This is a genomic window from Methylobacterium nodulans ORS 2060, from assembly GCF_000022085.1.
Lineage (GTDB): Bacteria > Pseudomonadota > Alphaproteobacteria > Rhizobiales > Beijerinckiaceae > Methylobacterium > Methylobacterium nodulans.
This window is the reverse complement of record NC_011894.1, coordinates 4,323,858-4,346,448: the sequence shown is the minus strand read 5'-3', so window position 1 is coordinate 4,346,448 and position 22,591 is coordinate 4,323,858. Positions and strand designations below refer to the sequence as shown.

The 22,591-nt window shown below is 70.7% G+C and carries 23 protein-coding genes; 2 read left to right on the top strand and 21 right to left on the bottom strand.

Features of this window, described 5'->3' with window-relative positions; genetic code table 11:
* Positions 1–105: 105 nt before the first annotated feature.
* A complete protein-coding gene (locus MNOD_RS46945; RefSeq protein ID WP_015930822.1) occupies positions 106–438 on the top strand; it encodes a transposase in 333 nt (110 codons plus the stop codon).
* Here the strand turns inward: MNOD_RS46945 and MNOD_RS41635 are convergent.
* Entirely contained in the window at positions 398–1,456 is a 1,059-nt protein-coding gene (locus tag MNOD_RS41635; RefSeq protein ID WP_015930821.1) for an FkbM family methyltransferase, read from the bottom strand. The genes MNOD_RS46945 and MNOD_RS41635 overlap by 41 nt on opposite strands.
* 1,078 nt (positions 1,457–2,534) lie before the next feature.
* On the opposite strand from MNOD_RS41635, the gene MNOD_RS20275 reads away from it, so the two are divergent.
* Positions 2,535–3,263 (top strand): SDR family NAD(P)-dependent oxidoreductase, encoded by a 729-nt coding sequence (locus tag MNOD_RS20275; protein ID WP_015930819.1) that lies wholly within the window; start codon positions 2,535–2,537, stop codon positions 3,261–3,263.
* Between the two features lie 339 nt (positions 3,264–3,602).
* Here MNOD_RS20275 and MNOD_RS20270 read toward each other — a convergent pair whose 3' ends face one another.
* The 20 genes from MNOD_RS20270 to MNOD_RS20175 all read right to left on the bottom strand — a co-directional run bounded on the left by MNOD_RS20270 (position 3,603) and on the right by MNOD_RS20175 (position 22,558).
* Positions 3,603–3,875 (bottom strand): hypothetical protein, encoded by a 273-nt coding sequence (locus tag MNOD_RS20270; protein ID WP_015930818.1) that lies wholly within the window; start codon positions 3,873–3,875, stop codon positions 3,603–3,605.
* A complete protein-coding gene (locus MNOD_RS20265) occupies positions 3,872–4,279 on the bottom strand; it encodes a hypothetical protein (protein WP_015930817.1) in 408 nt (135 codons plus the stop codon). Before MNOD_RS20265 ends, MNOD_RS20270 begins: the two co-directional genes overlap by 4 nt.
* 3 nt (positions 4,280–4,282) lie before the next feature.
* Positions 4,283–4,849, bottom strand: a complete 567-nt coding sequence (locus tag MNOD_RS20260; protein WP_015930816.1) for a hypothetical protein — start codon at positions 4,847–4,849, stop codon at positions 4,283–4,285.
* A gap of 101 nt (positions 4,850–4,950) precedes the next feature.
* Positions 4,951–5,592 (bottom strand): glycoside hydrolase family 108 protein, encoded by a 642-nt coding sequence (locus tag MNOD_RS20255; RefSeq protein WP_015930815.1) that lies wholly within the window; start codon positions 5,590–5,592, stop codon positions 4,951–4,953.
* A gap of 31 nt (positions 5,593–5,623) precedes the next feature.
* Positions 5,624–7,291 (bottom strand): DUF2793 domain-containing protein, encoded by a 1,668-nt coding sequence (locus tag MNOD_RS41630; RefSeq protein ID WP_015930814.1) that lies wholly within the window; start codon positions 7,289–7,291, stop codon positions 5,624–5,626.
* On the bottom strand, positions 7,284–11,189 hold the full coding sequence (locus MNOD_RS20245; RefSeq protein ID WP_015930813.1) for a baseplate multidomain protein megatron: 3,906 nt from the start codon (positions 11,187–11,189) through the stop codon (positions 7,284–7,286). Before MNOD_RS20245 ends, MNOD_RS41630 begins: the two co-directional genes overlap by 8 nt.
* Positions 11,186–11,638 (bottom strand): NlpC/P60 family protein, encoded by a 453-nt coding sequence (locus MNOD_RS20240; protein ID WP_015930812.1) that lies wholly within the window; start codon positions 11,636–11,638, stop codon positions 11,186–11,188. The genes MNOD_RS20245 and MNOD_RS20240 overlap by 4 nt, the downstream gene beginning before the upstream one ends.
* Positions 11,619–12,503, bottom strand: a complete 885-nt coding sequence (locus tag MNOD_RS20235) for a DUF2163 domain-containing protein (RefSeq protein WP_015930811.1) — start codon at positions 12,501–12,503, stop codon at positions 11,619–11,621. Before MNOD_RS20235 ends, MNOD_RS20240 begins: the two co-directional genes overlap by 20 nt.
* Positions 12,500–13,135, bottom strand: a complete 636-nt coding sequence (locus MNOD_RS20230; RefSeq protein ID WP_015930810.1) for a DUF2460 domain-containing protein — start codon at positions 13,133–13,135, stop codon at positions 12,500–12,502. The genes MNOD_RS20235 and MNOD_RS20230 overlap by 4 nt, the downstream gene beginning before the upstream one ends.
* Positions 13,135–16,233 (bottom strand): phage tail length tape measure family protein, encoded by a 3,099-nt coding sequence (locus MNOD_RS20225; RefSeq protein ID WP_015930809.1) that lies wholly within the window; start codon positions 16,231–16,233, stop codon positions 13,135–13,137. Before MNOD_RS20225 ends, MNOD_RS20230 begins: the two co-directional genes overlap by 1 nt.
* Positions 16,234–16,381: 148 nt before the next feature.
* Positions 16,382–16,792 (bottom strand): gene transfer agent family protein, encoded by a 411-nt coding sequence (locus MNOD_RS20220; protein ID WP_015929246.1) that lies wholly within the window; start codon positions 16,790–16,792, stop codon positions 16,382–16,384.
* The gene (locus MNOD_RS20215; protein WP_015930808.1) at positions 16,792–17,238 is read right to left on the bottom strand and encodes a phage tail tube protein; all 447 of its coding nucleotides are present in this window, start codon (positions 17,236–17,238) and stop codon (positions 16,792–16,794) included. The genes MNOD_RS20220 and MNOD_RS20215 overlap by 1 nt, the downstream gene beginning before the upstream one ends.
* A 21-nt stretch (positions 17,239–17,259) precedes the next feature.
* The gene (locus MNOD_RS20210; protein ID WP_015930807.1) at positions 17,260–17,658 is read right to left on the bottom strand and encodes a DUF3168 domain-containing protein; all 399 of its coding nucleotides are present in this window, start codon (positions 17,656–17,658) and stop codon (positions 17,260–17,262) included.
* The gene (locus MNOD_RS20205; protein ID WP_015930806.1) at positions 17,655–18,152 is read right to left on the bottom strand and encodes an HK97-gp10 family putative phage morphogenesis protein; all 498 of its coding nucleotides are present in this window, start codon (positions 18,150–18,152) and stop codon (positions 17,655–17,657) included. The genes MNOD_RS20210 and MNOD_RS20205 overlap by 4 nt, the downstream gene beginning before the upstream one ends.
* Entirely contained in the window at positions 18,052–18,297 is a 246-nt protein-coding gene (locus tag MNOD_RS46940; RefSeq protein ID WP_157091520.1) for a hypothetical protein, read from the bottom strand. The genes MNOD_RS20205 and MNOD_RS46940 overlap by 101 nt, the downstream gene beginning before the upstream one ends.
* Entirely contained in the window at positions 18,297–18,662 is a 366-nt protein-coding gene (locus MNOD_RS20200; RefSeq protein WP_015930805.1) for a head-tail adaptor protein, read from the bottom strand. Before MNOD_RS20200 ends, MNOD_RS46940 begins: the two co-directional genes overlap by 1 nt.
* The gene (locus MNOD_RS20195) at positions 18,659–18,943 is read right to left on the bottom strand and encodes a head-tail connector protein (protein WP_015930804.1); all 285 of its coding nucleotides are present in this window, start codon (positions 18,941–18,943) and stop codon (positions 18,659–18,661) included. Before MNOD_RS20195 ends, MNOD_RS20200 begins: the two co-directional genes overlap by 4 nt.
* Positions 18,944–18,948: 5 nt before the next feature.
* The gene (locus MNOD_RS43725) at positions 18,949–20,895 is read right to left on the bottom strand and encodes a collagen-like protein (protein ID WP_015930803.1); all 1,947 of its coding nucleotides are present in this window, start codon (positions 20,893–20,895) and stop codon (positions 18,949–18,951) included.
* A complete protein-coding gene (locus MNOD_RS20180) occupies positions 20,888–22,252 on the bottom strand; it encodes a phage portal protein (RefSeq protein WP_015929253.1) in 1,365 nt (454 codons plus the stop codon). The genes MNOD_RS43725 and MNOD_RS20180 overlap by 8 nt, the downstream gene beginning before the upstream one ends.
* 6 nt (positions 22,253–22,258) lie before the next feature.
* Complete coding sequence (locus tag MNOD_RS20175) at positions 22,259–22,558, bottom strand: hypothetical protein (protein ID WP_015929254.1); 300 nt, start codon at positions 22,556–22,558, stop codon at positions 22,259–22,261.
* Positions 22,559–22,591 lie beyond the last annotated feature (33 nt).

Genomic DNA, 22,591 nt, shown 5'->3' with positions numbered 1-22,591 from the left:
CTTCCCTACGAATAGCCGCTGTGGTTCGCTTAACCTGTGTCGGTGTTAGGGCGGGTCATGGCAGGCCGATCTCGGTTAGTGGCCTCGGAGGGTCAGAAGGCTTTGATGTCGACGGTGCCCGGTGGCTTGGGTCGGGCGCAGGCGGATCGGGCCAGCGCGACCCTGCTGACGCTGCCGGGTTGGACCAGCGGGCGGATCGCCGAGGCGTTCGGGGTTCGGAAGGACACGATGCGCCAATGGCGCACTGGCTTCCGGACGGGCGGGGTGCAGGCGCTGGAGACCCGGGTCGCGGCCGGCTTCGCCGCAGTGGAGGGCGAGGCGGCCTTGCGCGTTGCGGTCACGCTGCTCGCCTTGCCGGTCGCCGACCGCACCAACTGGACCACCGTGCGTCGCGGGTTCAATGGACCGCACAGTAGAGTACCGTTTCTCCATCGCTGATCGTGTAATTATGTAAGAAGAACCTGTATCCGAGATCGAGGCCAGCGATGAAATCCGGAATCTCGAAATAGTCGCTCCAGCGATGATACAGCGAGATGGCGAGCTTCGGTCGAAAGGTGCGGATCATGCGTTCGGCACCGCGCAGGGCCGAGAGCTCGTGGCCCTCAATGTCCATCTTGATGAAGTCGACTCGGGGGAGCGTCCCCTCGGCCATTAATCCGTCCAGAGAGCGGAAGGGCACAGCCCCCGTGCCCGCGAAGCCGGGGTCGATGCAGTCTGGCGCGAGCGAGCCATCCTGGTCATGGTCGCTGAGCCCAGTTGGAAAGACCAAGACATTGGACAGGCCGTTGCGGGCGATATTGCGGTTGAGAATGCGCAGGTGCATCTCGACTGGATCGAAGCAGTGGACGCGGCCTGCCTCGCCGACTGTCTGGGCGAAGTCGACCGCCGTGTCGCCGAAACAGGCGCCCGCATCCACCACGTAATCGCCTACCTCCGGCCGCACCGTCACGCCGTCGCGCGTGAAGTGATACTGCCGCAGCAGGAACGTGAAGAAGATGTTAGCGCGAAGGCAGTCCAATGTGAGGGTTCGGTCTTCGCCCGGCACAGCGAAGCGCAGGAGATGGATCCCGCCCGGCTTGGTCGCGAACTCCGACGGCTCGGCCGGCATCGCCTCTGAGCGCCACCGCGCCTCCCAATAGGCCGGCACGTTGGATGCAAGGCGGACGCGCCGGTGCCCGAGAGCCCTGAACAGCAGCAGATCTACGAGGAGCTGCCGCGAGGCGGCATCCTCCAGCCGTCCGAAGGTCCGAGCCATTCCCTCCCAGTTGGAAGTCAGGAAGGCAAGGAAGCGGGCACAGGTCTCGGCGAACGCGCTCTTGCTCACTGTGACCCCGATGGGCGGGTAGGCCTTGTCGACGTTACCGCTCTCACGACGGTTCAGTGCGTCGATGAGGCGTTGGCAGACGTGCAGTCGGAAATTCTCAATGTCATCGAGAGTATCGATAGGTTCCGGCAACGCGCCCTCCAGAGGCGTAGCGACGAACTCGCCCGAAGTGCAGCGCGGCCCCGTTCGTCGACTTACGCCGGCCTGTGGGCGCTGCAGGTGTCCGAATGGATGCGCCGCCTCCGAGAGTGGCGCAGGTTAGCCGGTCCACTGCGCGGCCGCCACAGCATCACGACGAGAGCACGCTATAAACTCGGACGTGGGCTGCGGAATGGGCCAAGTCGAGCTCGATTTCACGTTTTGTTGGCTGTAGGAACTCCGAAGCAGGCAGTCAGCAGTTGGTTCCACTCACGCACGGTCCACACGTCAGCAAAAGCCTGCTGCTCACGGCAGATGGTCGCGATGCGCGACACGTTGGGGATCTACGCCCGAGCCAAGACTGAAAGCGGCTGGGGCATGGGACCGAGCGGCTCGCTGCCGGCGCACTACAGGGTGGTCTGCCGGGACGTGCCGCGGCCGGATGAGAAGGCCTCAAACGAAACAGCCCGCCGCGGCGGGGCCGAGCGGCCTTGCTGACTCTGGACGTGGGACGCATCAGGGTCGAGACCCAATCACCTTGGCTATGGAAGGGCTGCGATGGGTGGACAGCAGCTCTCCACGCCTTCCTGCCATGGCCGGGGCTGACCCAAAGCGGCCCCTCGTGGCGGATGTCGGGAATGTCCGGAAGCGAGGGTTTTCCCGACATTTGATTTCCTGACAGGGTTTCCTGACACGGGCGGCTTGGGAGCTGGAGCGCCGGGCGGAACCAATCGGCGTGTAAGGTTTCCCGTCGGATACTGTTGGCGAATTCCGATGGCCCTTCGGCCGGACGTTTGGCGCAGCCGTTGCACGGGCGTGAGGCTGGTCCCATCCCGGGGTCCGCGGCGGGCCTGAACCGCGCCGGCTTTGCGCAAAAGACGGTGAGGATCGGGACCGTCCACTTGTTCGCGCGGTGCTCCAGAATCGGGCGCATCCTGCATGCGTCGATCAGGGCTGCGTGGGTTACGTCGGCTGAGGCGATCTACTCCTCGATATCTACGCTAAACATAGTGCGTGATTGAGCGTAAACATACGAAAGGTATCGTCGTGGTCCACACCGGAGTGGCGCTTCATGGGCCGACTGAAGAACAAGGTCGCGCTGGTCATTGGCGGAGCGAGCGGCATCGGCCTCGCCATCGCCAAGCGGTTCAGCCAGGAAGGCGCCGACGTCTTCATCACGGGGCGCCGCGAAGCGGATCTACAAGAGGTGCAGCAGGAGGACGGCAGGGTCCGCGCTATCCGCGCCGACGCAGCCGACCTTCACGATCTGGAGCGCGTTTTCGCGACCGTTCGATCCGAGCGAAGCCGCCTTGATATTCTCGTGGTCAACGCAGGCCTGTCGGAGCATGCGACGCTCGACCAGGTCACGCAGGAGCACTTCGATCGCACCTTCGGCCTGAACGTTCGGTCGCTCCTGTTTGCGTCGCGGGCCGGGGCCGGCATGATGGGCGCCGGCGGAGCCATCGTCCTGATCGGCTCGATCGCCGGCATGATCGGCACGGCCGGTTACGGCGTCTACGGGGCCAGCAAGGCGGCTGTCCGCTCCTTCACGCGGACGTGGGCCAACGAACTTGCGCCGAAGGGCATCCGGGTCAACGTCGTCAGCCCCGGGCCCGTGGACACGGCCATGTTCGCCTCAGTCTCCGCGGACGTGCGCGATGGGTTGACGAAGCTGATCCCGCTGGGCCGCCTGGGACGCCCGGAGGAGGTCGCCGCGGCGGCCCTGTTCCTTGCCGGCGAAGAGAGCAGCTTCGTGACGGGCGCCGAGTTGTGCGTGGATGGCGGCATGGCGCAGGTGTAGTCATGCCGGACGCTTCCCGCCAACTTGGCTCGCGCAGCCAGCGCCTCCTTCGCCATCACCACGCGCATGCGCTGCCCTTATGCGGATGGGACGAAGGCCGAGGTGCGATCCGCGCGCTGTCGAGAGGTCCGGTGTCGGGTGACGAGCGGCCATTCCGGCGGCCCTGATCGAAGGTCCGGAACTGGCGCAATGCAGTCGTCGGCTCAGCGTCCGCAGAGGGTCGAGATCGGACCGCATGGCAGGTTCCACGCAATAGAATAGCCCGCCGCGGCGGGGCCGGGCGGGCTCAGAACATCGGGAACAGGCAGATCAGGCGAGCGCCGGAGGCCTATGGCCGGATCACGGTCGGGCAGCCCTGGACTGCCGGCCGTGCGCCTCCAGATAGCGGCGCGTCAGCTCGGCGACCGCCCGCTGCAGCCATTCTGAATTCAGCACCACCGGAGTGCCCATCTCGGCGGCCGTGCGATCGACCTCGTCCAGAGCCACCCGGATGAGATCGCAAGCCAAGCGCCGATGCTGGTGCTCGGCCCGAGCCAGCCGCAGGCGGATGCCCCGGGATGGCTCGATCCGGGGCTCATCCTGCTGCTGCCACAGCCAGCGGAACGGGTTCACTTGCCCACCTCCCGCCGGAGGTCGTCGATGCGCTCCAGGATGGTCTCGATGCGCGCCACCGCCATGTCGAGCTTCTCCCGCGTCCACTGGTCGTTGGTCACCCCGTGCGTCTTCAGGTCGGTGATCAGGGTGCGCGTTTCCGCCTTGGCCTGCTCCACCGCCTCGTGCAGGCGCTCGAAGATGCCGGTCCGGCTTTCCAGCGCTGCCGTAACGGCGGCATTCGTGACATTGTTCCGCTCGACCGTGACGGCGAGCTTCTCGACCAGCGCCTCCAGGTTGCGCTGGTACTTCTCGGTCACGGCATCGTAGCGTCGCTGCAGGTAGGAGATCGCCAGGAGCGCGAGCGCGAGCAGCCCCCACGGACCGTAGTCCTTGAGCAGACCGGCGAGTTCGAGGGCCGTCACGGCTCAGCGCTTCGCCACGACCGTGGGAAGGATGGCGCTGATCTGCGCGTCCTTCTGCTGGCTGGAGCGCGAGGAGCCGAGCCAGAAGGCGATGGCGGTGCCCAGCGCCAGATTGGCCGCGCCATAGGCTTGGCTCAAGAGCTGGTAGACCCGCTCGGGGATCTCGCCCGGGATGAAGTAGAGCGCGCTGGTCAGCAGCGCCCAGGCGGTGAGGATCGCCAGCGTGACGATCGCCGGCATGGAAGCGGTCCAGTGGGTGGCCTGCGCCAGCCCGACCTGCATCTGGCGGGCGTTGGCGAGGTCGCCCAGCTCGGCCATCTGCAGCTTTGCGGCGGCCTCGATCTCGGCGAGCTTGATCTGCGCGCCGGAGGGATCGGCCTGCACCGCCTGGCTGATCGCCTGCGGGGTGGCCGGCACGCCGAGAGCCGCACCGATCGCCGCGGCCGCGCCCTTGCCGACGGCAGCGCCGATGCCGCCGCCGATCGGACCGCCCAGCGTGGTGCCGAGGAGCGTGCCGAGAGAGGGCAGCCCGACCTGCGCGAGCTGCCCGGCGAGTTGAAGCCAATCCATGGGAGGAGGTCTCCACCCCTCTCCTGTTCCAGAGAGGGGGCGTGCGCGCGGCGGGCCCGGCCGGCTCGGGGGGAACGGTCCGGAATTTCCGGAGGGTTCGGTCAGGCGACCTTGCCGCGCCACAGGTTCTTGAGCGCCGCGAGCAGGCCGCCGGTCTGCACCATACCCGCCTTCGGCGGCGCCCCGCCTTCAGGCCGCGCCCCGGCGGTCGAGGTCACGACGACCGGCGCCTTGACCAGGGCGAGCGCTTCCGTCCGGACGCCGGCCACCCGCTTGGTCCAGCCCTTCCCGAAGGTGGGCCAGCTCTTCAACGAGCGCAGGAAGACCAACCGGCTGTCGCACAGCGCGGTGACGAGCCAGCGCTGATCCGTCCGCGCGACCGCCGCCAGGGTCACCGCTCCGATCACGCCGTCATCCGCCACGCCGACCAGGTGCTGCAGCGCGATCGCCGCCCGGGCCGGCCCGCTGTTCACCGCGAAATCGAACACGGCGTAGTCGACGCCGGCCGGCAGCTCGTCGCCGCGCACCGCGTCCCAGTAGCGGGTGCGGTAGATCGGGGCGACTTTGGCGGGCGTGAGCGCCTTCACCTCGGCGCGGGTCGCCGGGCGCCCGAGCACCGCCGAGAGCGTGCCGAGGGTCACCCCGAGGTTGGTGGGCCCGCCGGGATCGTCGGGATGGTCGACGTAGCCGCCCTCATGCGCCAGGACGAGCGACAGCGCCCGGTCGAAAGTCGACGCGGCCATGGGGGATCTCCGATGTGGGGAACGGGTGCGGTCAGCCCAGGCCGGCTTCGAGCGCGGCCAGGCGGGCCTCCTGGCCGCGGGCGATGAACAGCGCGAGCTGATCCGGCCGGAAGCCGTAGCGGTCGCCGGCCGGCCGGGCGGGCGACAGCACGCGGGTCTCGCCGCTCGGCTCTCCGTCCTCGCCGAGGATCGGCTCGGAGACCTCGGGCTCGGCGTCCCACTTGTCGTAGCAGATGAAGGCGTAGCGGAACGGGTCGAGGCCGCGCGCCTGCCCCAGCGCGATCGCCCGCTGCACCGTCAGGCCGATGTGGTGCCGCGCCCCCTCCGCGCCCTTCTCGGCAATTGCGGAGAGGAACCGGAAGGTGCCGATCTCCTTGGCGAGATCGCTCGCCCACGCGAGTTCCGCCTCGGTCAGCGGCGCGACCCCGGTCTTCTCGCGGGCATCCGAGGTGTTGATCGAGCCGGTCGCGGCGTAGACGGTGCTCCACCGGTTCGGGGCGAGCCCGCTGGCTTTGGCGTTGTCGGCAGACGGATGGAACCCGGCCTCGGTGAACCAGAACAGGTCGCCGGTGTCGTCCCGGTACACCCGCAGCGGGCCGCCGGCCGCGTACACCACCCAGCGCGCGGCGCCGCTCCAGCGGTCCGCCCACGCCACCTCGCCGGCAAGGCCGCTGACGGCCACGGCGCCGGGGACGGTGATGCCCGCCGTGAAGCTGCCGCCCGCCTTGTCCATCTTGGTGGTCGGATCGAAGCTGGCCGAGGTCCAGAGGCGATCCCAGCTGCTCCAGCGGCCGGCGACCCGGACGCGCTGCCAGGTCTCCCGCGCATTGGCGTCGTTCAGCCGCGTCGCCCGCTGCAGGGCGTAGAGGCTGCTGTTCGAGTGGGTCTGGACCTCGATGTACCACCACTCGGCCGTGGGCGCGTTCGTGAGACCGGCCCCGTCGTAGAAGCCCGCGGTCGTGAGCGTGTCGAGGTTCGTCGCGGCGGGGAGCCGGGTCGCCTTGCCATACGTCAACGCGCCCGCGGCGAGCGGGCCGGCGACGAGCCCGCCGGTGCTGCGGTCGATCCGCAGCGCCTCGATCCAGGCGCTGCCGTCGGCCGAGACCTTCAGGTGCAGGTCGTCGTCGCCGGTCAGCCCGATCTCGGCCCGGCCGGACCAGCCGGATTGGAACAGCAGCGAGAGCGTGTGGGCGGGCGCGTCCTTGTTGAGGGTGTAGCGCAGGTCGCCCGTGCCGCCCTCGCCGGTGCCCCGCGCGGTCCACAGCGCCGCGTTGAGCTTGGCCGCGAAGGGATTGGCGGCATCCGCCGTGGTGCCGATCCCGAGGCGGGCGAGGTTCTGCAGGGCCGTGAGCGTGGCGCGGAAGCTCGTCCAGGCGCCTCCCGCGTAGGTGTAGAGGTCGCCCTCGTCGAGCACGAACACGACCCAGCCGGGCTTGGGCACGAAGGAGAGCCACTGCCCGTCCTGGTAGCGCACGATCCGCCCGGCCCAGCCGCTCCAGGCGCCGCTCGGGCTCGCCCCGGCGATCAGGTAGCGGTCGCCCTCGGCGGCGGCGGCCGGGGGTTCGAGCCGGTCCTTGTCGAGCACGGCGAGCTGGACCAGCGTGTCGAGGGCGGTCAGCGCCTCGTTGTGCGTCACGTGTTTCTGCGCCTGCGCCGCCTGCAGGAGCGGCAGCGCGAGCAGCGGCGTTGCGTCAGACATGGAGCGTCGTCCTCAGGGCCGCGCCGCGGCCGTAGGTTGCGGAGAGCTGGTGGATGGCGACGGACAGGCGCAGCACCGGCCCGCCGAAATCCGCCGCCTGCTCGGCCGCCGTGTAGGTCAGGCTTGGGCGTGAGACCTGGAGCGTGCGGAGCACGGCACCCGCCGGGTCGCGGATCTCGACCGCATAGGCTTCGCTCTCCTCGGCGAGCGGCACCTCGGTCTGCTCCCAGGCATCGCCGTTGAGCCGGGTGCGGCGGATCCAGGTCAGCACGAGATCGCCGTTGGCCTGGCGCCGCAGCCGGGCCTGCACCGGGGCGTAGGGGCGCAGGCCCGCCCCCGCGATGGTCAGCGTGGCGCCCGCATAGCTCGCATCCTCCGGCGGCAGTGCCGCCGGCCCCCAGCGAAAGGCCTGCGGCAGGGCCCGCGTGGCCAGGGGCATGCCCGACTGCACCAGGGCCTCCGAGAGCACCACGAACGGCGCCCCGGCCGGGGTCGGGTCGCCCAGGGCGAACTCGGTCCCGCGCTGCCCGCGCAGCAAGGTGGTCAGCCGACAGCGGCCCGGCCCCAGCAGGGTGGCGGTGGCCCATTGCAGGATCTCCCACTCGCCCGAGGGGGTGAGCAGCGCCGCCGCGTTGGCGCCGTTGAGCACCTCCATCTCCGCCGCGGAGGTGAGCTCGGCCCCGGCCGGCACCTGCACGTCGAGCGCCGAGACCCGATCCCAGCGCTGGGTGGGGCCGCTGGAGAGCGGGGCCGTGAGCTGGCCGATGATCGAGCGGGCGGCCACCACCGCATCCGCCGCGAACGGCCCGCCGCCGAGCGCCCGCAGCACCGCGATCGGCGACCACGGCGCGGTGTAGCCGGCGAAGTACGGCGCATGCGCCACCGCGTCCGCGCGCAGCAGCGGCAGGTCCAGGACCTGGAACAGCCCCACCCCGATCGTCGCCGGCGGGGCCGGCGCGCGCCCGCTGGCACTGCCGTCCCGGTAGGCATAGATGCCGCTGTCCGCCCGCACCGCGCTCACCGGCCGGCCCGCCTCCAGGCCCAGCCGGGTCAGGCGGTAGTCGGTGCGGCTGCCGGCCAGCGTCAGGCTGACGACGTCGCCCGCCTCCAGGGCCAGGGCCGAGGGCGGCAGCACCGCGCCGACCGCCTCGCGCTCCACCACCGCCTGATACAGCAGCGCCTGGGCCAGGCCGCGGGCGGCGCCCTCCTCCAGGCACAGCGGCAGCGCGGTGCGGGAGACCGCGGTCGAGCGGCCGGCGGCGCGGCGCGCCTCGACGGCCGCGCTCTGGTAGGCGCGGGCCGGATCGAGGTAGCTCAGCGCCACCGCGGCCGGCAGCGCGGTCTCGTCCGTGCGGGTGCGCCGGTAGTCCGGCCCGGCGCCGGAAGCGACCAGATCCGCCTCGGTGAAGTGGGCCACCGGAGGCTGCGCGAGCGGCCGGAAGTGGATGGCCCCGCCGCTCTCGACCCCGTCGAAGAAGTAGGCGGTGCGCAAAGGCGCGAGGCTGTCGCGCGGGGCCTGCACCTCGGCCACGGTGTAGCCGTGCACGATCCCATGCAAGGCTGAGACATCGACCGGCGCGCCGCTGCCGGCGCAGAGATCGGCGACGACGTCGGGCAGCAGGCCGAGGTTGAGCCGGCCGGTGAGCCAGTGCCCGAGGCTGTAGTTCGGGCTGTCGCTCCAGACCGCCGCCTGGCGCGGGAACTCGGGGAAGGGCCGCGCATCCCAGGTCCACACGAACAGCCGCTGCGGATCGACCATGCGGCCGCCGTAGACCGTCGAGACCGGATTGCCGTCCGGGCTCTGCCAGTAGCGCAGCGTCGCCTCCAGGTAGGCGCGCTGCATCATCAGGTCCTGCCGGCCGGAGGAGTAATGGGGCAGGAAGCTCTCGGAGGATTTCGGATCGACGAAGACGTTGGGCTGGTTGGCGCCCTTGTCGACGGCCGGGCAGCCCACCTCGGTGAAGCGGATCGGCTTGGACTGCGGCCGCCAGGCGGTGGCGGTGGCCTGCCGGACGCCGCCGGGCCGGTCGTGGTGCGGGTTGAGCCACCAGGCGCGCAGATCCTTGATCCGGAACACCCACGGCTCGGCATGAGCGGTGTCGGTGATCGGCACCCGGTTCTGCGCGTCGCGGTCGGCGAGCGTCGGATAGTACCAGTCGAACAGCTCGCCGCCGGCGATGTTCTGCGTCAGATATTCCGGATCGTAGATCGCATTGTGATCCTGCGCGTCCAGATGATCGAAGCCGTCGCGCCAGTCTGAGAGCGGCATGTAGTTGTCGATGCCGATGAAGTCGATGTTCGCATCGGCCCAGAGCGGATCGAGGTGGAAGTAGACGTCGCCGGTGCCGTCGGCCGGGCGATAATTGGCGTACTCGCTCCAGTCGGCGCCATAGCTGATCTCTACCCTCGGGCCGAGGATGGCGCGGGCGTCGGCCGCCAGCGCCCGCAGCTGCGCCACGGCCGGGAAGGTGGCGGCATCCGAGCGCACGGAGGTCAGCCCGACCATCTCCGAGCCGATCAGGAAGCTGTCCACCCCGCCCGCCGCCTCGGCGAGCCGCGCGCAGTGCAGGATGAAGCGGCGGAAGCTCCACTCGGCCTTGGCGCAGCTGACGGTCGCGCCGGTCCAGGCCAGATCGGCCGGGCTCACCGTGCCGAAGAAGGCCGCCACCTGCGCGGCGGCCGCCGCGGTCTTGTCCGGGCTGCCCGGGCGGCCGATCGCCGGATCGCAGCTGAGGCGCCCGCGCCAGGGAAACGCCGCCTGCTCGGGCCCGCCATACGGGTCGGGCAGGCCGTTCCCGGCCGGGATGTCCATCATCAGGAACGGGTAGAGCGTGACCGACAAGCCCCGCCGCTTCAGCTCGCCGATCGCCTGCACCACCGAAAGATCCGAGGGCGCCCCGCCGAGCAGCGGGGCGCCGTCCGCGTCCCGGCTCACCACCGACGCTTGCGCCCGGATGAGGCCGCCGGCCCGCCAGGGCACATCCGTGCTCTTGGCGGCCGTCTCGACCTTCGGCAGGATCCGGCAGGCGGACAGCCGCAGGTCGGTGCCGTGCCACGCCACCACCAGCGCGACGTGCCGGCAGCGCGGCGCCTCGGCCTGGAGCTGATCGAGCGCCTTCAGCAGATCGACCCCGCCCGAGACGGTGTTCTGCCCGGCAATGGCGCCGAACTCGCTCGCCTTCACCGGGGCGGTGGCATAGACGAACTCGCCCATGCCCGGGATCAGGGTCACGGCGGTGATCAGCTCCTCCAGCGCGGGCCGTGCACTGGCGGCGGGCGGGCGGCGGATGATCTCGGCGGTGATCACCGGGACGCGGTTGCCGAAGGCGGCCAACGGCAGATCCTCGAACACGAGATAAGCCACGCCCCGGTAGGCCGGGGCCGCGCCCTCGATCGCCTCGATCTTGGGATCCGGCAGCTGATCCTCCGTGCCGAGATAGAGCCGGGCCTGGTAGTCGGCGAGCCGGATGCGCTTGCCGTCCGCGTAGACCTCGCCGAGGGCCTGGATCGGCCCCTCGCAGAAGGCCACCGCCATGCTGACGCTGTAGCTGTACGTCACGTTGTAGGTCTTCGGCTGCGGCATCCCCTTGCCGCCGCGGGTCTTCACCGTCTCGACGGCCTGGGTCTCCTTGAGCCTGGTGGCCCAGATGATCTGGCCGGCGACGCGGGTGCGGCCGTAGACGCGGGCGATCGCCGCGCCCTCGCTGGACGCGGTGACGTAGAGCTCGGACAGGCGCGGCCCGGTGGCGATCTGCGGCTTGGGCCGGTGGCTGAACAGGGCGCGGTCGGCCACCCCGCCGAGGGCGGCGCCGGCGATCCCGCCGAGGACGCCGCCGAGCGGCCCGCCGAGCGCGGTGCCGACCGCCTTGCCGGCATAGGACAGCACCAGCGTGCTCATCGGGCGATCTCCGGGAAGCGGAAGGCATGCGCGATGCGCCGGCTCCAGGCCGGCGGGATCCAGCTCTCCAGGACGGCATGGCCGTCATAGGCGTGGATCATGCGGCTCTGGCCGGTGAGGATGGCGCAGTGCTTGGCCGGCAGCCCGTCCCGCCAGCGGAACAGCAGCACGTCGCCGGCTTCCGCCTGCGGGATCGGGATCTCGTCGAGGTGGCGGCGGGCGGCCTCGCGCAGCGTCTCGCCGCCGTGGTCTTCCGCCCAGCTCGGGCTGTAGGGCGGCGGCTCTTCGGGCGCGCAGCCGTACAGCTCGGCATAGACGCCGCGCAGCAGGCCGAGGCAGTCGCAGCCCACCCCCTTGAGCGCGGCCTGATGATGGTAGGGGGTGGCCAGCCACGTCCGGGCGAGCGCGACGACCCGCGCGCGGATGCGATCAGAGGCGTCCGCCGTCATTCTGCGCTCCCGCCTGGGGGGCCGACACCGCGTAGTCGTTGCCCGGCAGATCCGGGAAGCCGCGGAAGTTGATCGCGTTGCCGAACTTGGTGCGGCAGCTGCTGAAGGATTTGTCGCAACCGGCCGTCACCGTGAAGCTGTCGCCGGCCGCCATCGGGGCGGGCATCGGCTCCCACAGCTCGAGCAAGGCGCTCGCTCCGGAGCGCAGGTGGGCGCGCACCTCGACGGCCGCCCCGGCGTTGGCGCCGGAGGCCCAGACCAGGCGGCCGGCGGTGAACCAGTCGGTGCGGTAGGCCTCGAGGCCCGCGGCGACGAGCGCGCGGGCGGAGCGCACGGCGGTGACGCGGCCGCTGCCCCGGTAGGTGGCCGATGTGGCGTCGATCCCGCAGCGGGGATCGCCGAACAGGGTATCGCAGGAGCGCTGGTAGAGCCGGCCGCGGGGCTGAGCCAGGCGATCGGCCAGACCGCGCACCTCGGCGGTGAAGCCGCTGCGGCCGCGCGAGACCTCGCCGATGGTGCCGGACAGGATGAGCACCGCCTCGGCCGGGGCGGCCCAGTCCAGCCACCACACCGCGACCGCCGCGCCGTCGTAGAGGCCGCGGGCGAGCTCGGCCTCGGCCAGCCGCCCGCTGCTCAGCGCGCCCATGATCTCCAGGCTGTCGACGGCCAGCCCGGCGCTCTGCTCGAGGGCGCTGCCGGTGGCGCCGCTCTCGGCCGAGCAGAGCACGCCGTCGCAGGTCACGTCCTCGTCGTGATCGGTGAAGCCGAGGCGCCGGCCGTCGCTGCGGGTGAGGATCCAGCAGCGGCACAGGGTGGTGACGCCGCTGGCGAGGCTGGCGGCGAGGCCGGGCGGGAGCGTCTTCATCGGCGCAGCTCGATCACCGGAATGTCGGCGACCACGCCGGCCAGCACGGCCTGGTGGTCGATCTCGAGGCGGTCGGTGGCAAAGCGCACCGGCACGTCGAACAGGAAGCCGGCGGTGACGGCAGCACCCGGCGCCGGCGCCGCGGCCAGGGTGACGCGCCCGGTGGTGGGATCGACCTGGAAGGCGGAGGCCGGCAGCTCGGTGCCGGCGACCGCGATGCGCACGGAGCCGGCGACCGGCTTGAGGATGGGGCGGACATAGGGAGCGAAGGCGCCGCCATAGGTCTTGGCGAGCGGGAACACGGTGGTGGTGCCGTCGCCGGTGCCGAGCGGCTGGTCGGTGGCGGCCGGCTGCTGGCCAAGCGCACAGGAGGCATGGTCGAAGGTGTCGCGCCAGCGGAAGCCGTAGAGCGGCCCGCGGCGCTCCTCGAAGAAGGCCAGCAGCAGGGCGATGTCCTCGGCCCGGCGCAGGGCCGGGCCGGCATTGTAGGAGCGGCGGGAGTGGCGCCAGAGGCTGTTGCGCTCCTCGTCGCCCGAGCCCAGCGTGACGATCTCGGTGCGCCGCTCGGGCCCGCCGCGCGAGCCGTAGGAGAGGCTCAGGGGAAAGCGCACCTCGTGGAAGGGCGCGGCCATCAGCCCGACCGCATGCCCCGCTGCACCGCCCGGTAGAGGGCGGCGGTGATCTGCGCCTCGGAGCGCGCGAAGCTCGATGCATCGGGCGTCTGCACCACCATGCTGACCTGGATCGGAGGACGCGCAGCTTGAGGGGGAGCCCCCGAATGGGCTGCAACCCGGAAGCCGGACCTGGGCTGAGCGCCGACGAAGCCGCCACCCTGATAGCCGCGCACACCTCGGCGGATGGCCTCCAGATTGGCGGGGCCGATGCGGGCGGTCGAGGCCGCGTCGAACACGAATTCCTTGCCGTGAACCACGCCCGCGATCTGGCCGACACCACCGTTTCCGGTATAGCCGCCGCCCGCGAAGCCGATCAGCTTGCCGAGGGAGCCGAAGAGGTCGCTGCCGCCCGGGCTCGCCGTGCTGAACAGCGAGTTGAACAGACGGTCGATCGCCTTGTCACCCAGCCGGCCGACCAAGCTCACCAGAGAACCGCCGAGCGCGTCAGCGAAGCTCTTGCCGTTGCGCAGATCGCTCACAAGGTCTTTGACGAAGCCGCTTCCGGTCAACTTGGCCTCTGCAACGGAGCGCAGTTGCTGCAGGCTGTCGTAGGCTTGCTGGAACTCTGGCGTGCCTTCCCCGAAGCGGCTTCTGGCAATCAGATAGTCTTGCTGCTCGCCCGGCGTGCGGCCGAGCGCGGCGTAGGCGTCGCTGAGGTCGAGGGCGAGCGCCTTCCGCTGCCCTGCCGCCGTCACCGCCGCGCGCGCCGCGGCATTGCGCTGCAACTCCTCGGTCTGGGTCTTCAGCTCACCCGTGAGGGTGCTGGTGTTGGCGGCCAGAGCCTCTTCCGCGGTCTTGAACCGGTTCGCGATCTCGTCGCCACGCTCGCGAGCCGCCCGCAGGTAATCTTCGGCGGCGGCAAGGCGCTCCTTGGCGACGGCATCCTTGCCGGCCGCGGCCGTCTCGGCCTCGATCTGGCGCACCCGCTCGGCCTGGGCGAGGTTCTGAGGCGAGAACCGCCGCGCGCGCCCGGCCGACTCGTCAAGGACGCCCTGGACCGTGTTGCGCGCCACGGCCGGGTTTCGGTTCGCGGCGTCATCGCCCAGGATGCTGCGCCCCGACACGCCGCCGCGCCCGTCCCTTGCGGCGCGCAGCAGGTTGAGGCCACCGCTCGGCCCGTAGTTGTGGAGCAAGTACAGGTTCTCCAGCGATGCGGCGAACCCCGCATCCAAGAGCTTCTTGCCGTTCTCGCGCCCATAGGCTTCGGTCAGCCGCTCGTTGACGGCGCGATCCTGCTTGAGGCCGAGGATGGCCGCATCCGTCATGCCCGCGGCCAGATTGGAGAACTCCTTCCGGTAGAGCTCAACGAAGGTCTTGTCCAAGAACTGCCCGTAGCCTGATGCCGATGACCTCGTGTTCTTGGCCGGGTTGTTGCCCTCCGCTCCGAACACCGCCCGCACGTAGCCTTCCGGGAGGATGACGTCGCCCTTGGCCTGCTCGGCAGCCTGGGCCCGGTAGGCTTCAACAGCCCGGGTGCCCGCCGCCTCGAAGCCCTTGGCCGCATTCTCATTGCCGGCGGTGCGCGCCGCCTCGGCCATGTCGTGGAACCGGCGGACGATCTGCTGCAGGCCGCGCTCGTAGGACGAGAGGCCGGCCGTGCGCTGGTCGAAGTCGGCGGCCTCGAGGGCCTGCTTCGCCGCCGCTCCGCCGGCCGCATAGGCTTTCCTGAGCAGGTCGAGCCGCGCCTGAAGCGCACCGTACTTCTCGATCGCGTTCTGAACACCGCCCGCGATTTCCACGTCGGGATGGCTGATGAGGTTGGCAAGCGCCTTTTCGACCTTGACGACTTCGGCCTCAACCTCGCGCAACTTGGCCGCCTCCGGGTCGAGAGCACGAATGATCTCGCCGGCCTGGACCGACAGTTCGCGCGCGCCGATGTCACTCGCTGCCTTCTTCGCGTCCTCCAGCTGCTTCGTGATGCGCGCGATGGCGTCGTCGAGGACCTTAAGCTGCTGCGGGTCGGCGATGCTCGGCACGAGCATCCGGACCTGATCCTCCGACAGGCCGCTGGCGCGTAACTCTTTCGCGTACTCGCTCTCCACGCCCTCGGCCGCCGCACGCCGCTGGGCCTGCAGCATGGCAAGCTGCTCTTCTGGCGAGAGCGCGGTGAAGCCGCCGACCGCGCGACCGATGATACCCGCTGTGCGCGAGGCCGCGGAGCCGAGATCGTTCCAGATCTGGCCCCACAGGCTGGTCAGCTTCGCGGCCCGCTCAAGCTCCGGCTGCACGGCCCGGGTCAGGACATTGATCGCCTCCTGGCGGTTGCCTTGAGCAGTCAGTGTCTTGACGTACTGCATCGTCGCGTCGTCAAGCGCGCCGATCCTGGCGTTCAGCTCCTCGGCGCCCCGGGCCGGGTCGGAGAACAACTTGGCGAGTTCCTTGCCGGCCTCAGGAAGATCCGTGCCAGTGAGCTTGGCATACCCTTTCGCCAGAGAGGCTACGCCCTCCAGATTGCCGACTCCGACCTTGCCCGTCGACGCCACGGAGGTGACGGTCTGCTGGGCATCCCCCAAAGGGAGATTCTGAGCCCGGGACAGAGCGTCCGAGACCCGGGTCACGTCCCGCACGGTGGCGCCGCTCGCCCGGCCCACGCCCGTCAGGCCCAGCTCGATCTTCTGTTGCATCTCGCGGTAGCGGATGCCGAGGAAGGCCGCAGCCGCCCCGGCGCTGACAATGCCGCCCGTCAGGAGGCGAGCCGGGGTGAGAGCGGCAGCGAATCGCCGAGCGAGGTCCTTCGCGCCGGCCGCTGCACCTCCCGGCGTGTCGGCCAGCGCCTGATAGACCTGCCCGCCCTGCTGGGCGAGCACCTGCAGAACGGGTGCGCCCGAGCCGAGCGACGAGACGATGTCGTTGGCCTGGAAGGCCAGGTTCTTGAGCTGGTCCGAGCGAAGCCCCTGCTCCAGGTTGTCGGTGATCGCCTTGGCCGCACGCTTGGACGACTGATCCGCCTTGCGGGCGAACGCATCGACGTCGCCGGTCGCCTTGGCCAACTGGCGCGACAGACGGGTGACGTCCGCGTCCAGCGCGATGACAAGCCGTTCGAGGTCAGTGGCCATCAGCGAAGCCCGATCCACGCAGCGAGAGCATTTTCCTCGCCTTCGGTCAGCTCTGGGTCGCCCTGGGGATCCTGGGCTCTATTCCAAGCCGCGACGATCTCGTTGAACTCCTCGAGCGACAGCCCATCGAGGCTGTGCAGGCCGATGATCAGGGCGTTGGCGCGGAGGGCGGCGAAGTCGATGCGGCCGTCATCGACGGCGACGAGATCGCCGCTTCCCGGTTTCCCTGGCGGGTGACCTCCTCGCCGGCATTGCCGAGGACGGCGGCCCCGAGGACCAGGATGGCGACCGCGATGACCTCCGCCAGAGGCGTCTCGTCGCCGGCGTAGAGCCGCACGAGCTTGGCCGCCTGCGGCGCCGGCAGCCCGCCGCCGATCAGCCCGAGCCGCACCGTCTCCTGCGCGTCCTCGACCCGGGCGCGGCCCTCCACCAGGCGCTTGAGCACCTCGGGCGGGCCGGCGTCGCACCTCTCCTGCAGCTCCTTCAGCCGCGGGATGTCCAGATGGAACAGGTACGTCCCATCGGCCCAATCGAGTTCGATGCTGGTCTTGCGCGCCATCAGGATGCTGCCACCCAGGTGACCGGGCCGGTCGATTGCAACTCGATCGCCTTGGTGACGCGCTGGCCCTTGCTGGCGCCGTCTTCCATCGAGGTGAGATGGAACAGGCCGAGCCAGTAGCCGCCGTCCTCCGCCGCGGTGCCGGACTTCTGGATGCGCACGCGCACCGGAGCGTCGTCATCATAAGCGGCCCGCCAGCGCGGCTCGCTCTCCTTGGCCATCACACCGCGGCCCGAGATACGCACCGACTTCGAGACCACGTCGCGCTCGGTCCAGGCCGCCGCGTCTTCATTGTCGCAATCGGGCACCTGGGTCTCGCTGACGTCCTTGCTGAAGGTGACCGACCGCTCGGTCAGCCCGCACGGGGCCACGAAGGTGTTCGGGGTGGTGGTGCTCTCGAGCAGCACCTGATAGCCCGCAAAGCTGCGGGTCGTGGCCTGCGCCATCTCAATCTCCTGGGGCTGGGGTCAGACGCGCTCGACGAGAGCGCGGAAGGAAAGGCGAGCGCGCACCAGGAGCGGCTCGCTGCCGTCGATCGTGGTGTCCCGGTGCTCGATCTCGAGGAGCACCCAGGGCGCAGCGAGCGTCAGGGGCGCGAGATGGAGCGCGTCGCGCACCAGGCCGGCGATGCGGGAGGCCTCGGGTTTCCCGACCGCGTCGGACCAGACGTCGAGGTCGGCATAGACCTCCAGCCCCTCCACACAGTCGGCTCGATCGTCCACGGCCTGGAAGCTGCGCAGGTGGAGGTAGGGCAGGTCCGTCTTGGCGGGGATGCGGTCATAGACGCGTCCGCTGACCGCCGCGCCGGCCGGGGACGTCTTCAGCGCCGCGACGAGCGCGCCCTGCAGCGCAAGCTCCGCGCTCATTCAGCCGCCCCGCTGCCGCCCGTCCGGCCAGCCGCAATGTCCTTGGCGGCCTTGCGGCCGGCCCGCACGATCCGGGCTGTGGTGCGCTTCTTGAGAGCCCGATAGGCCGGGTAGAAATACGGCTCGGCTCGGGCGCCCGGGTTTTGGGTGCCGGCAAACCGGCCCTGGTTGATGTGCGGCGCGGTGCCGAACTCCACCAGGCGGGCGTACCAGGCCGTCGCATCGCCCGCGACCACGTGCACCGAGAGGTCGGGGTCGCCGACGAGCCCGCCCGGCCCGCCGACACCGCGCACGTTCGCGTTCTCGGGCGTGTAGGTGCCCTTCACGGCGCGAATCGACTTGCGCAGGGCGCCCGACTTCACGGGCGCGAGGCGCTTCTGCAAGGCGACGATTTCATCGGCCCCCTGCGCGATGGCCGGCCCGACCGCGGCGCGCACCTTGTCCGGCAGCGCCCGCATCTTCTGCAGCAGCCTCTCGCGGTTCCTGATCGCCATCGATGATCTCCGCTGCGCCCGCAGCCACGGCCGCCTCGACCTGCACCTGGGGCAGGCGCATCTCCTCGCCCTTGCGGTGGGCGATCACGACGCTCGGCCGGGGCCAGAAGTCGAAGTCGCGCAGGAAGCGCACGCGCGCGGCCATCAGGCGGTCTCCCCGGCCATGCACACCAGCGTGATCCACTGGCGCCTGCGGTCCATGTCAGCGGCGGCCTGGATCGCGTAGACCGTGCCGGTGCGCTCATCGACGGCCCGCCAGGACGGGGTGATGGTCCGGGTTTGCCTGTCGAAGCGGACGATCATCGTGACCGGCTGGCGGCCGGTGAGGCGCGCCGCCAGCACCGCCTCGCTGCCGGGCTTCATCAGGAAGGCCGCGGCGCGCGTGAACTGCGCCTCGAACGGGCCCGGCACGGTGTTGCCGTAGCCGTCCTCCGTGCCGCCCCGCTTCTCGAAGCGGATGCGCTCGCGGAGTGCGCCGGCCCCGAACGCCAGCCCCGGTCCCGCCCTCATGCGATCGCCGGGTCGCGCAGCCGATGCAAGAGCGACCGCACCGCATCGGTCAGTGGGTCGACCTGCCCCTCCCGGTTCTCGTACAGGACGCCGAGCGCCAGCAGGATCGCCGCCTTGACCCGCGCCGGCACCGTCTCCGCGGTCCAGCCGTGCTCGGGCGTCTTGAGGTAGTCGAGCACGAGGTCGGTCGCGGCCTCGATCTTGTCCTGCACCAGCGCATCCTCATCGGTGCCGTCGATGCGCAGGTGCAGCTTGGCCGCTTGCAGCGTGACCAGAACCATGGCCCTCACCACCTCCGGCCGTCAGGGCCGGCCTTGCCCTCGGGCCCGCGCTCGCCCGGCTTGCCGTCCTTGCCATCGCGGCCGCGCTTGACCGCGAGGCGCCAGCCCTCGCCGCCATCCGGCTTCGCGTCGGTCTCCGTCTGGGCGATCCAGAACGAGCCGGCCCAGGTGACGCCGTCGCCGGGCTGGTAGATCGTGCCCGCCTTGTAGACGCCGCGATCGATCAGCGTCGGGACGCGGTGGCGGAACTCCTTCACCTCCTCGCCGCGGCGGTAGCGCCGCACAAGCGTGCGGCCGTCCTCGGCGAGCTCCTCCTCCAGGTCCTCGAAGCCAAAGCCGTCGGCGCCGCGCTCACCGGTTTCGCCCTTCTCGCCCCGTTCGCCGCGCTCTCCGGCGGCCCCAGGAGCGCCGTCCTTTCCGTCGCGGCCCGGGTCGCCCTTCTCACCGCGCCCGCCAGGTATCCCGCGCTCGCCGCGCTCACCAGGAGCACCCGGCTCACCGCGCTCGCCCGTCTCACCAGGAGGACCCGGCTCGCCCTGCGGCCCCCGTTCGCCCCGCTCGCCTGGAGGCCCCTGCTCGCCGGGCTCGCCACGCTCTCCTCGATCGCCGGGCGGTCCCTGTTCACCGCGCTCACCGGGCGGACCCTGCTCACCCGCAGCGCCGGGCTCGCCCGGCAGGCCGCGCTCACCTTGTGGCCCGCGCTCGCCCAGCGGACCCGGCTCGCCCGGCGGACCCGGCTCGCCCGGCGGACCCGGCTCGCCGGCCGGTCCCCGCTCGCCGGCGGGACCTCGCTCGCCCCGCTCTCCGGGGTCGCCCTTCTCGCCCTGCTCGCCGCGCGGGCCCGGCTCCCCCCGCTCGCCCGGCGCACCATCCTTGCCGGCGCTGCCGGCCCGGCCATCCTTGCCGTCCCGGCCGACCACGAGGCCAAGCTGCTTGGTGTCGCCGTTCGACAGCGTGACCACGAGATTGCCAGCTCGATCGATCAGAGCATCGGCGAGGCCGACGCCGTCCTTGCCGTCCACGCCGTCTCGACCGTCCCGGCCCGGCGTCCCGTCCTTCGGGAGCGGGATCTGGCTGACGGCCTGCGTGACCGCCTCCTCGACAGCGACCCGCAGGGCCTCCGGTTCGACGTCCTGGCCATCCCGACCGTCGGTGCCATCCTTGCCATCGCGACCTGGTTCTCCTTGTTCGCCACGCTCACCGGGAGCGCCGTCGCGGCCGTCGCGGCCGTCGGCACCGTCCTTGCCATCTCGGCCAACCACCAAGCCGAGATCCCGCGTTTCGCCATTCGACAGAGTGAGGATGAGCTTGCCGCTCCGGTCGATCAGGGCGCCCGCAACGCCGACGCCATCCCTGCCGTCCCGGCCCGGCGTCCCGTCCTTCGGAACAGGGATCTGGCTGAGGGCCTTCGTGACGGCCTGCTCGACAGCGGCCGCGAGCACCTCGGGATCGAAGTCCTTGCCATCCCGTCCGTCCTTCCCGTCCGTGCCGTCGCGCCCAGGCGCACCGTCCCGCGGCCTCGGGATAGCGTCGACCGCCTTGGATACCTCCTCGACCACCGCGGTGCGGAGAAGCTCCGGATCGAAGTCGCGGCCGTCCCGACCATCCGCCCCATCCGTGCCATCGCGGCCCGGCTCGCCCGGCGCGCCGTCGACCCCATCGCGGCCGTCCCGGCCGGGCGCGCCATCGGCCCCGTCCTTGCCGTCCTTGCCTGTCACGCGGCCGACGCTGAGCTCCTCGCCCGTCGTCATCGTCAGGACGAGCAGGCCATCCGCGGTGACGATGGCCTTCGCGAGGCCGCGGCCCGGCTGGCCATTGTGACCCCGCTCGCCGCGCAGAGGCTCCCGCCTCTCCAGCGCCTCGAGCCGGGCGAGCAGCGGCCCCACCGTCCGGGCGAGATAGCCCTCCACCGCGCGAAACACCGCCTCCGCGAGCCGGTCAGCCTCATCCATGGGCGGGCGCCTCAGCGAACTTGAGCCGGAGGGCCGTCGCCAGACGCGCGATGTTCTCACTCGCCGCCTGCGGATCCGGGGGCGCGTCCACCGCGGCCGGGTGGAACGGATCGGCCTGCGCATCGCGCTTGGCCAGCGCCGCGAGACTGAAGTTCTGTTGCTGCAAATAGGGGGACTCGCCCCCCGGGACCGGCTTGAGGTCGAGCCGTCGGCGCGCCTCGTTCGGCGATTTGATCCCGGCCCCCACCGCCTCCTTCTCGGCGTTGATCAACGCCGTGGTGTCCATCCGCAAGAGATTGTCGACGTCGAACTCCGTGCCGATGCCCTCCGCCAGGCCGAGACCTTCGTCGAGACAGAGCTCGATCGCCTCGATCAGGGCCTGAAGGCACTGCGAATAATACTCGATGTTGAGCGCCTGAACGTTGTTGTAGGACGGCAGCGGCCCGACGCCGATCTTGTAGGGCGGGACATGGTAGGTGGAGCAGACCACCTCGGCGGTCCACCTCAGCTGCTCGATCAGCTGAAAGTCGACGGCCTTGGCCTTCATCGGCTCGTATTTGAGGCCGTCGCCGAGCACGGCCACCTTGCCGGCGTTCTTCCCCGAATAGTTGCTCTCCCAGTGCTCCTTCAGCCGCTTGGCCGTGTCGTCGTGGATCGCCCCGGGCGCCGTCAGGATGCCGCTCGGCTGCGCCCCGTTCTGGAAGAACTGCGTGCTGTCGTTCTGGATGGCCAGACCCTGGGTTGCGGCCAGCCCCCCGGCGAAGATCGGCGACAGCCCGATCAGCGGGTGAAAGAAGCAGTTGAAGCGGTCGTGGATGATCTCGCGCGCCGGGACGACGACGCTCCCGGTCAGGCCGCTGATCCGGTCGGTGTTGAGCTGGTAGAAGACCGAGCCGTCGTCCGCGACCAGCGGAGTGACCAGGTTCCAGTCAAGCACATAGAGCCGCACCACGACGCCGCGGTTGTCGCGCTGCTTCAGGACGATGCTGTTGCCGGACTGCAGCTTCGAGAGCACCCAGCTTTCCATGAACTGGATGCGGTTCTGGAAGTGGTTCGGCTTGCGCAGGACCGGCGAATAGGCCGGATTCGTGACCTCGGCCCAGATCCCGTCATCGCCCCTTTGGACCAGCTTGATGCGCAGTTTCGCGATGTCCGAGGCGATCAGCGTGCGGCAGGCGAAGTCGGCATGATGGGACAGGACGGCGTTATACTTCACCGCCACGCTCTGCTGCCACGCCCCGGCGACGCTCTCGAGGATGCGGAGCCAACCGCCGCGGCCCTGCGGGACGGGCGCGAGCGCCTTGGTCCGCGGGGCAAGGGCGTTCCCAAGGGCCGCCAGGAACGTGCTGCGCGCCATGCAAGGTCAGCCCTCGGTCGTGGCCGCCGCGATCTTCGCGCGCAGCGTCTCCACGTCCCAGCCATGAAAGGCGCGCTTGCCCACGACGCGCTCGTATTCGGCGCGGAGGGCCGCAAGACCGTCCTGCGCTTCGGCCTTCGAGGTGGACGGCGTCTCGTCCTGCTGGGCGTCCGTCTCCTCGGCCGGCGGGGCGTCCAGCGAGGCAGCCGGCGCAGCGGGGCGGCGATAGCCGAGCCTTTCGAGCACGCGCCGATAGCGCGGATCGGACGACCGCATCGCCCGGGTCAGGTAGCTTTGGCTTTTCACGGGGATCTCCCTGGACCGGAGACGAGCCGCACG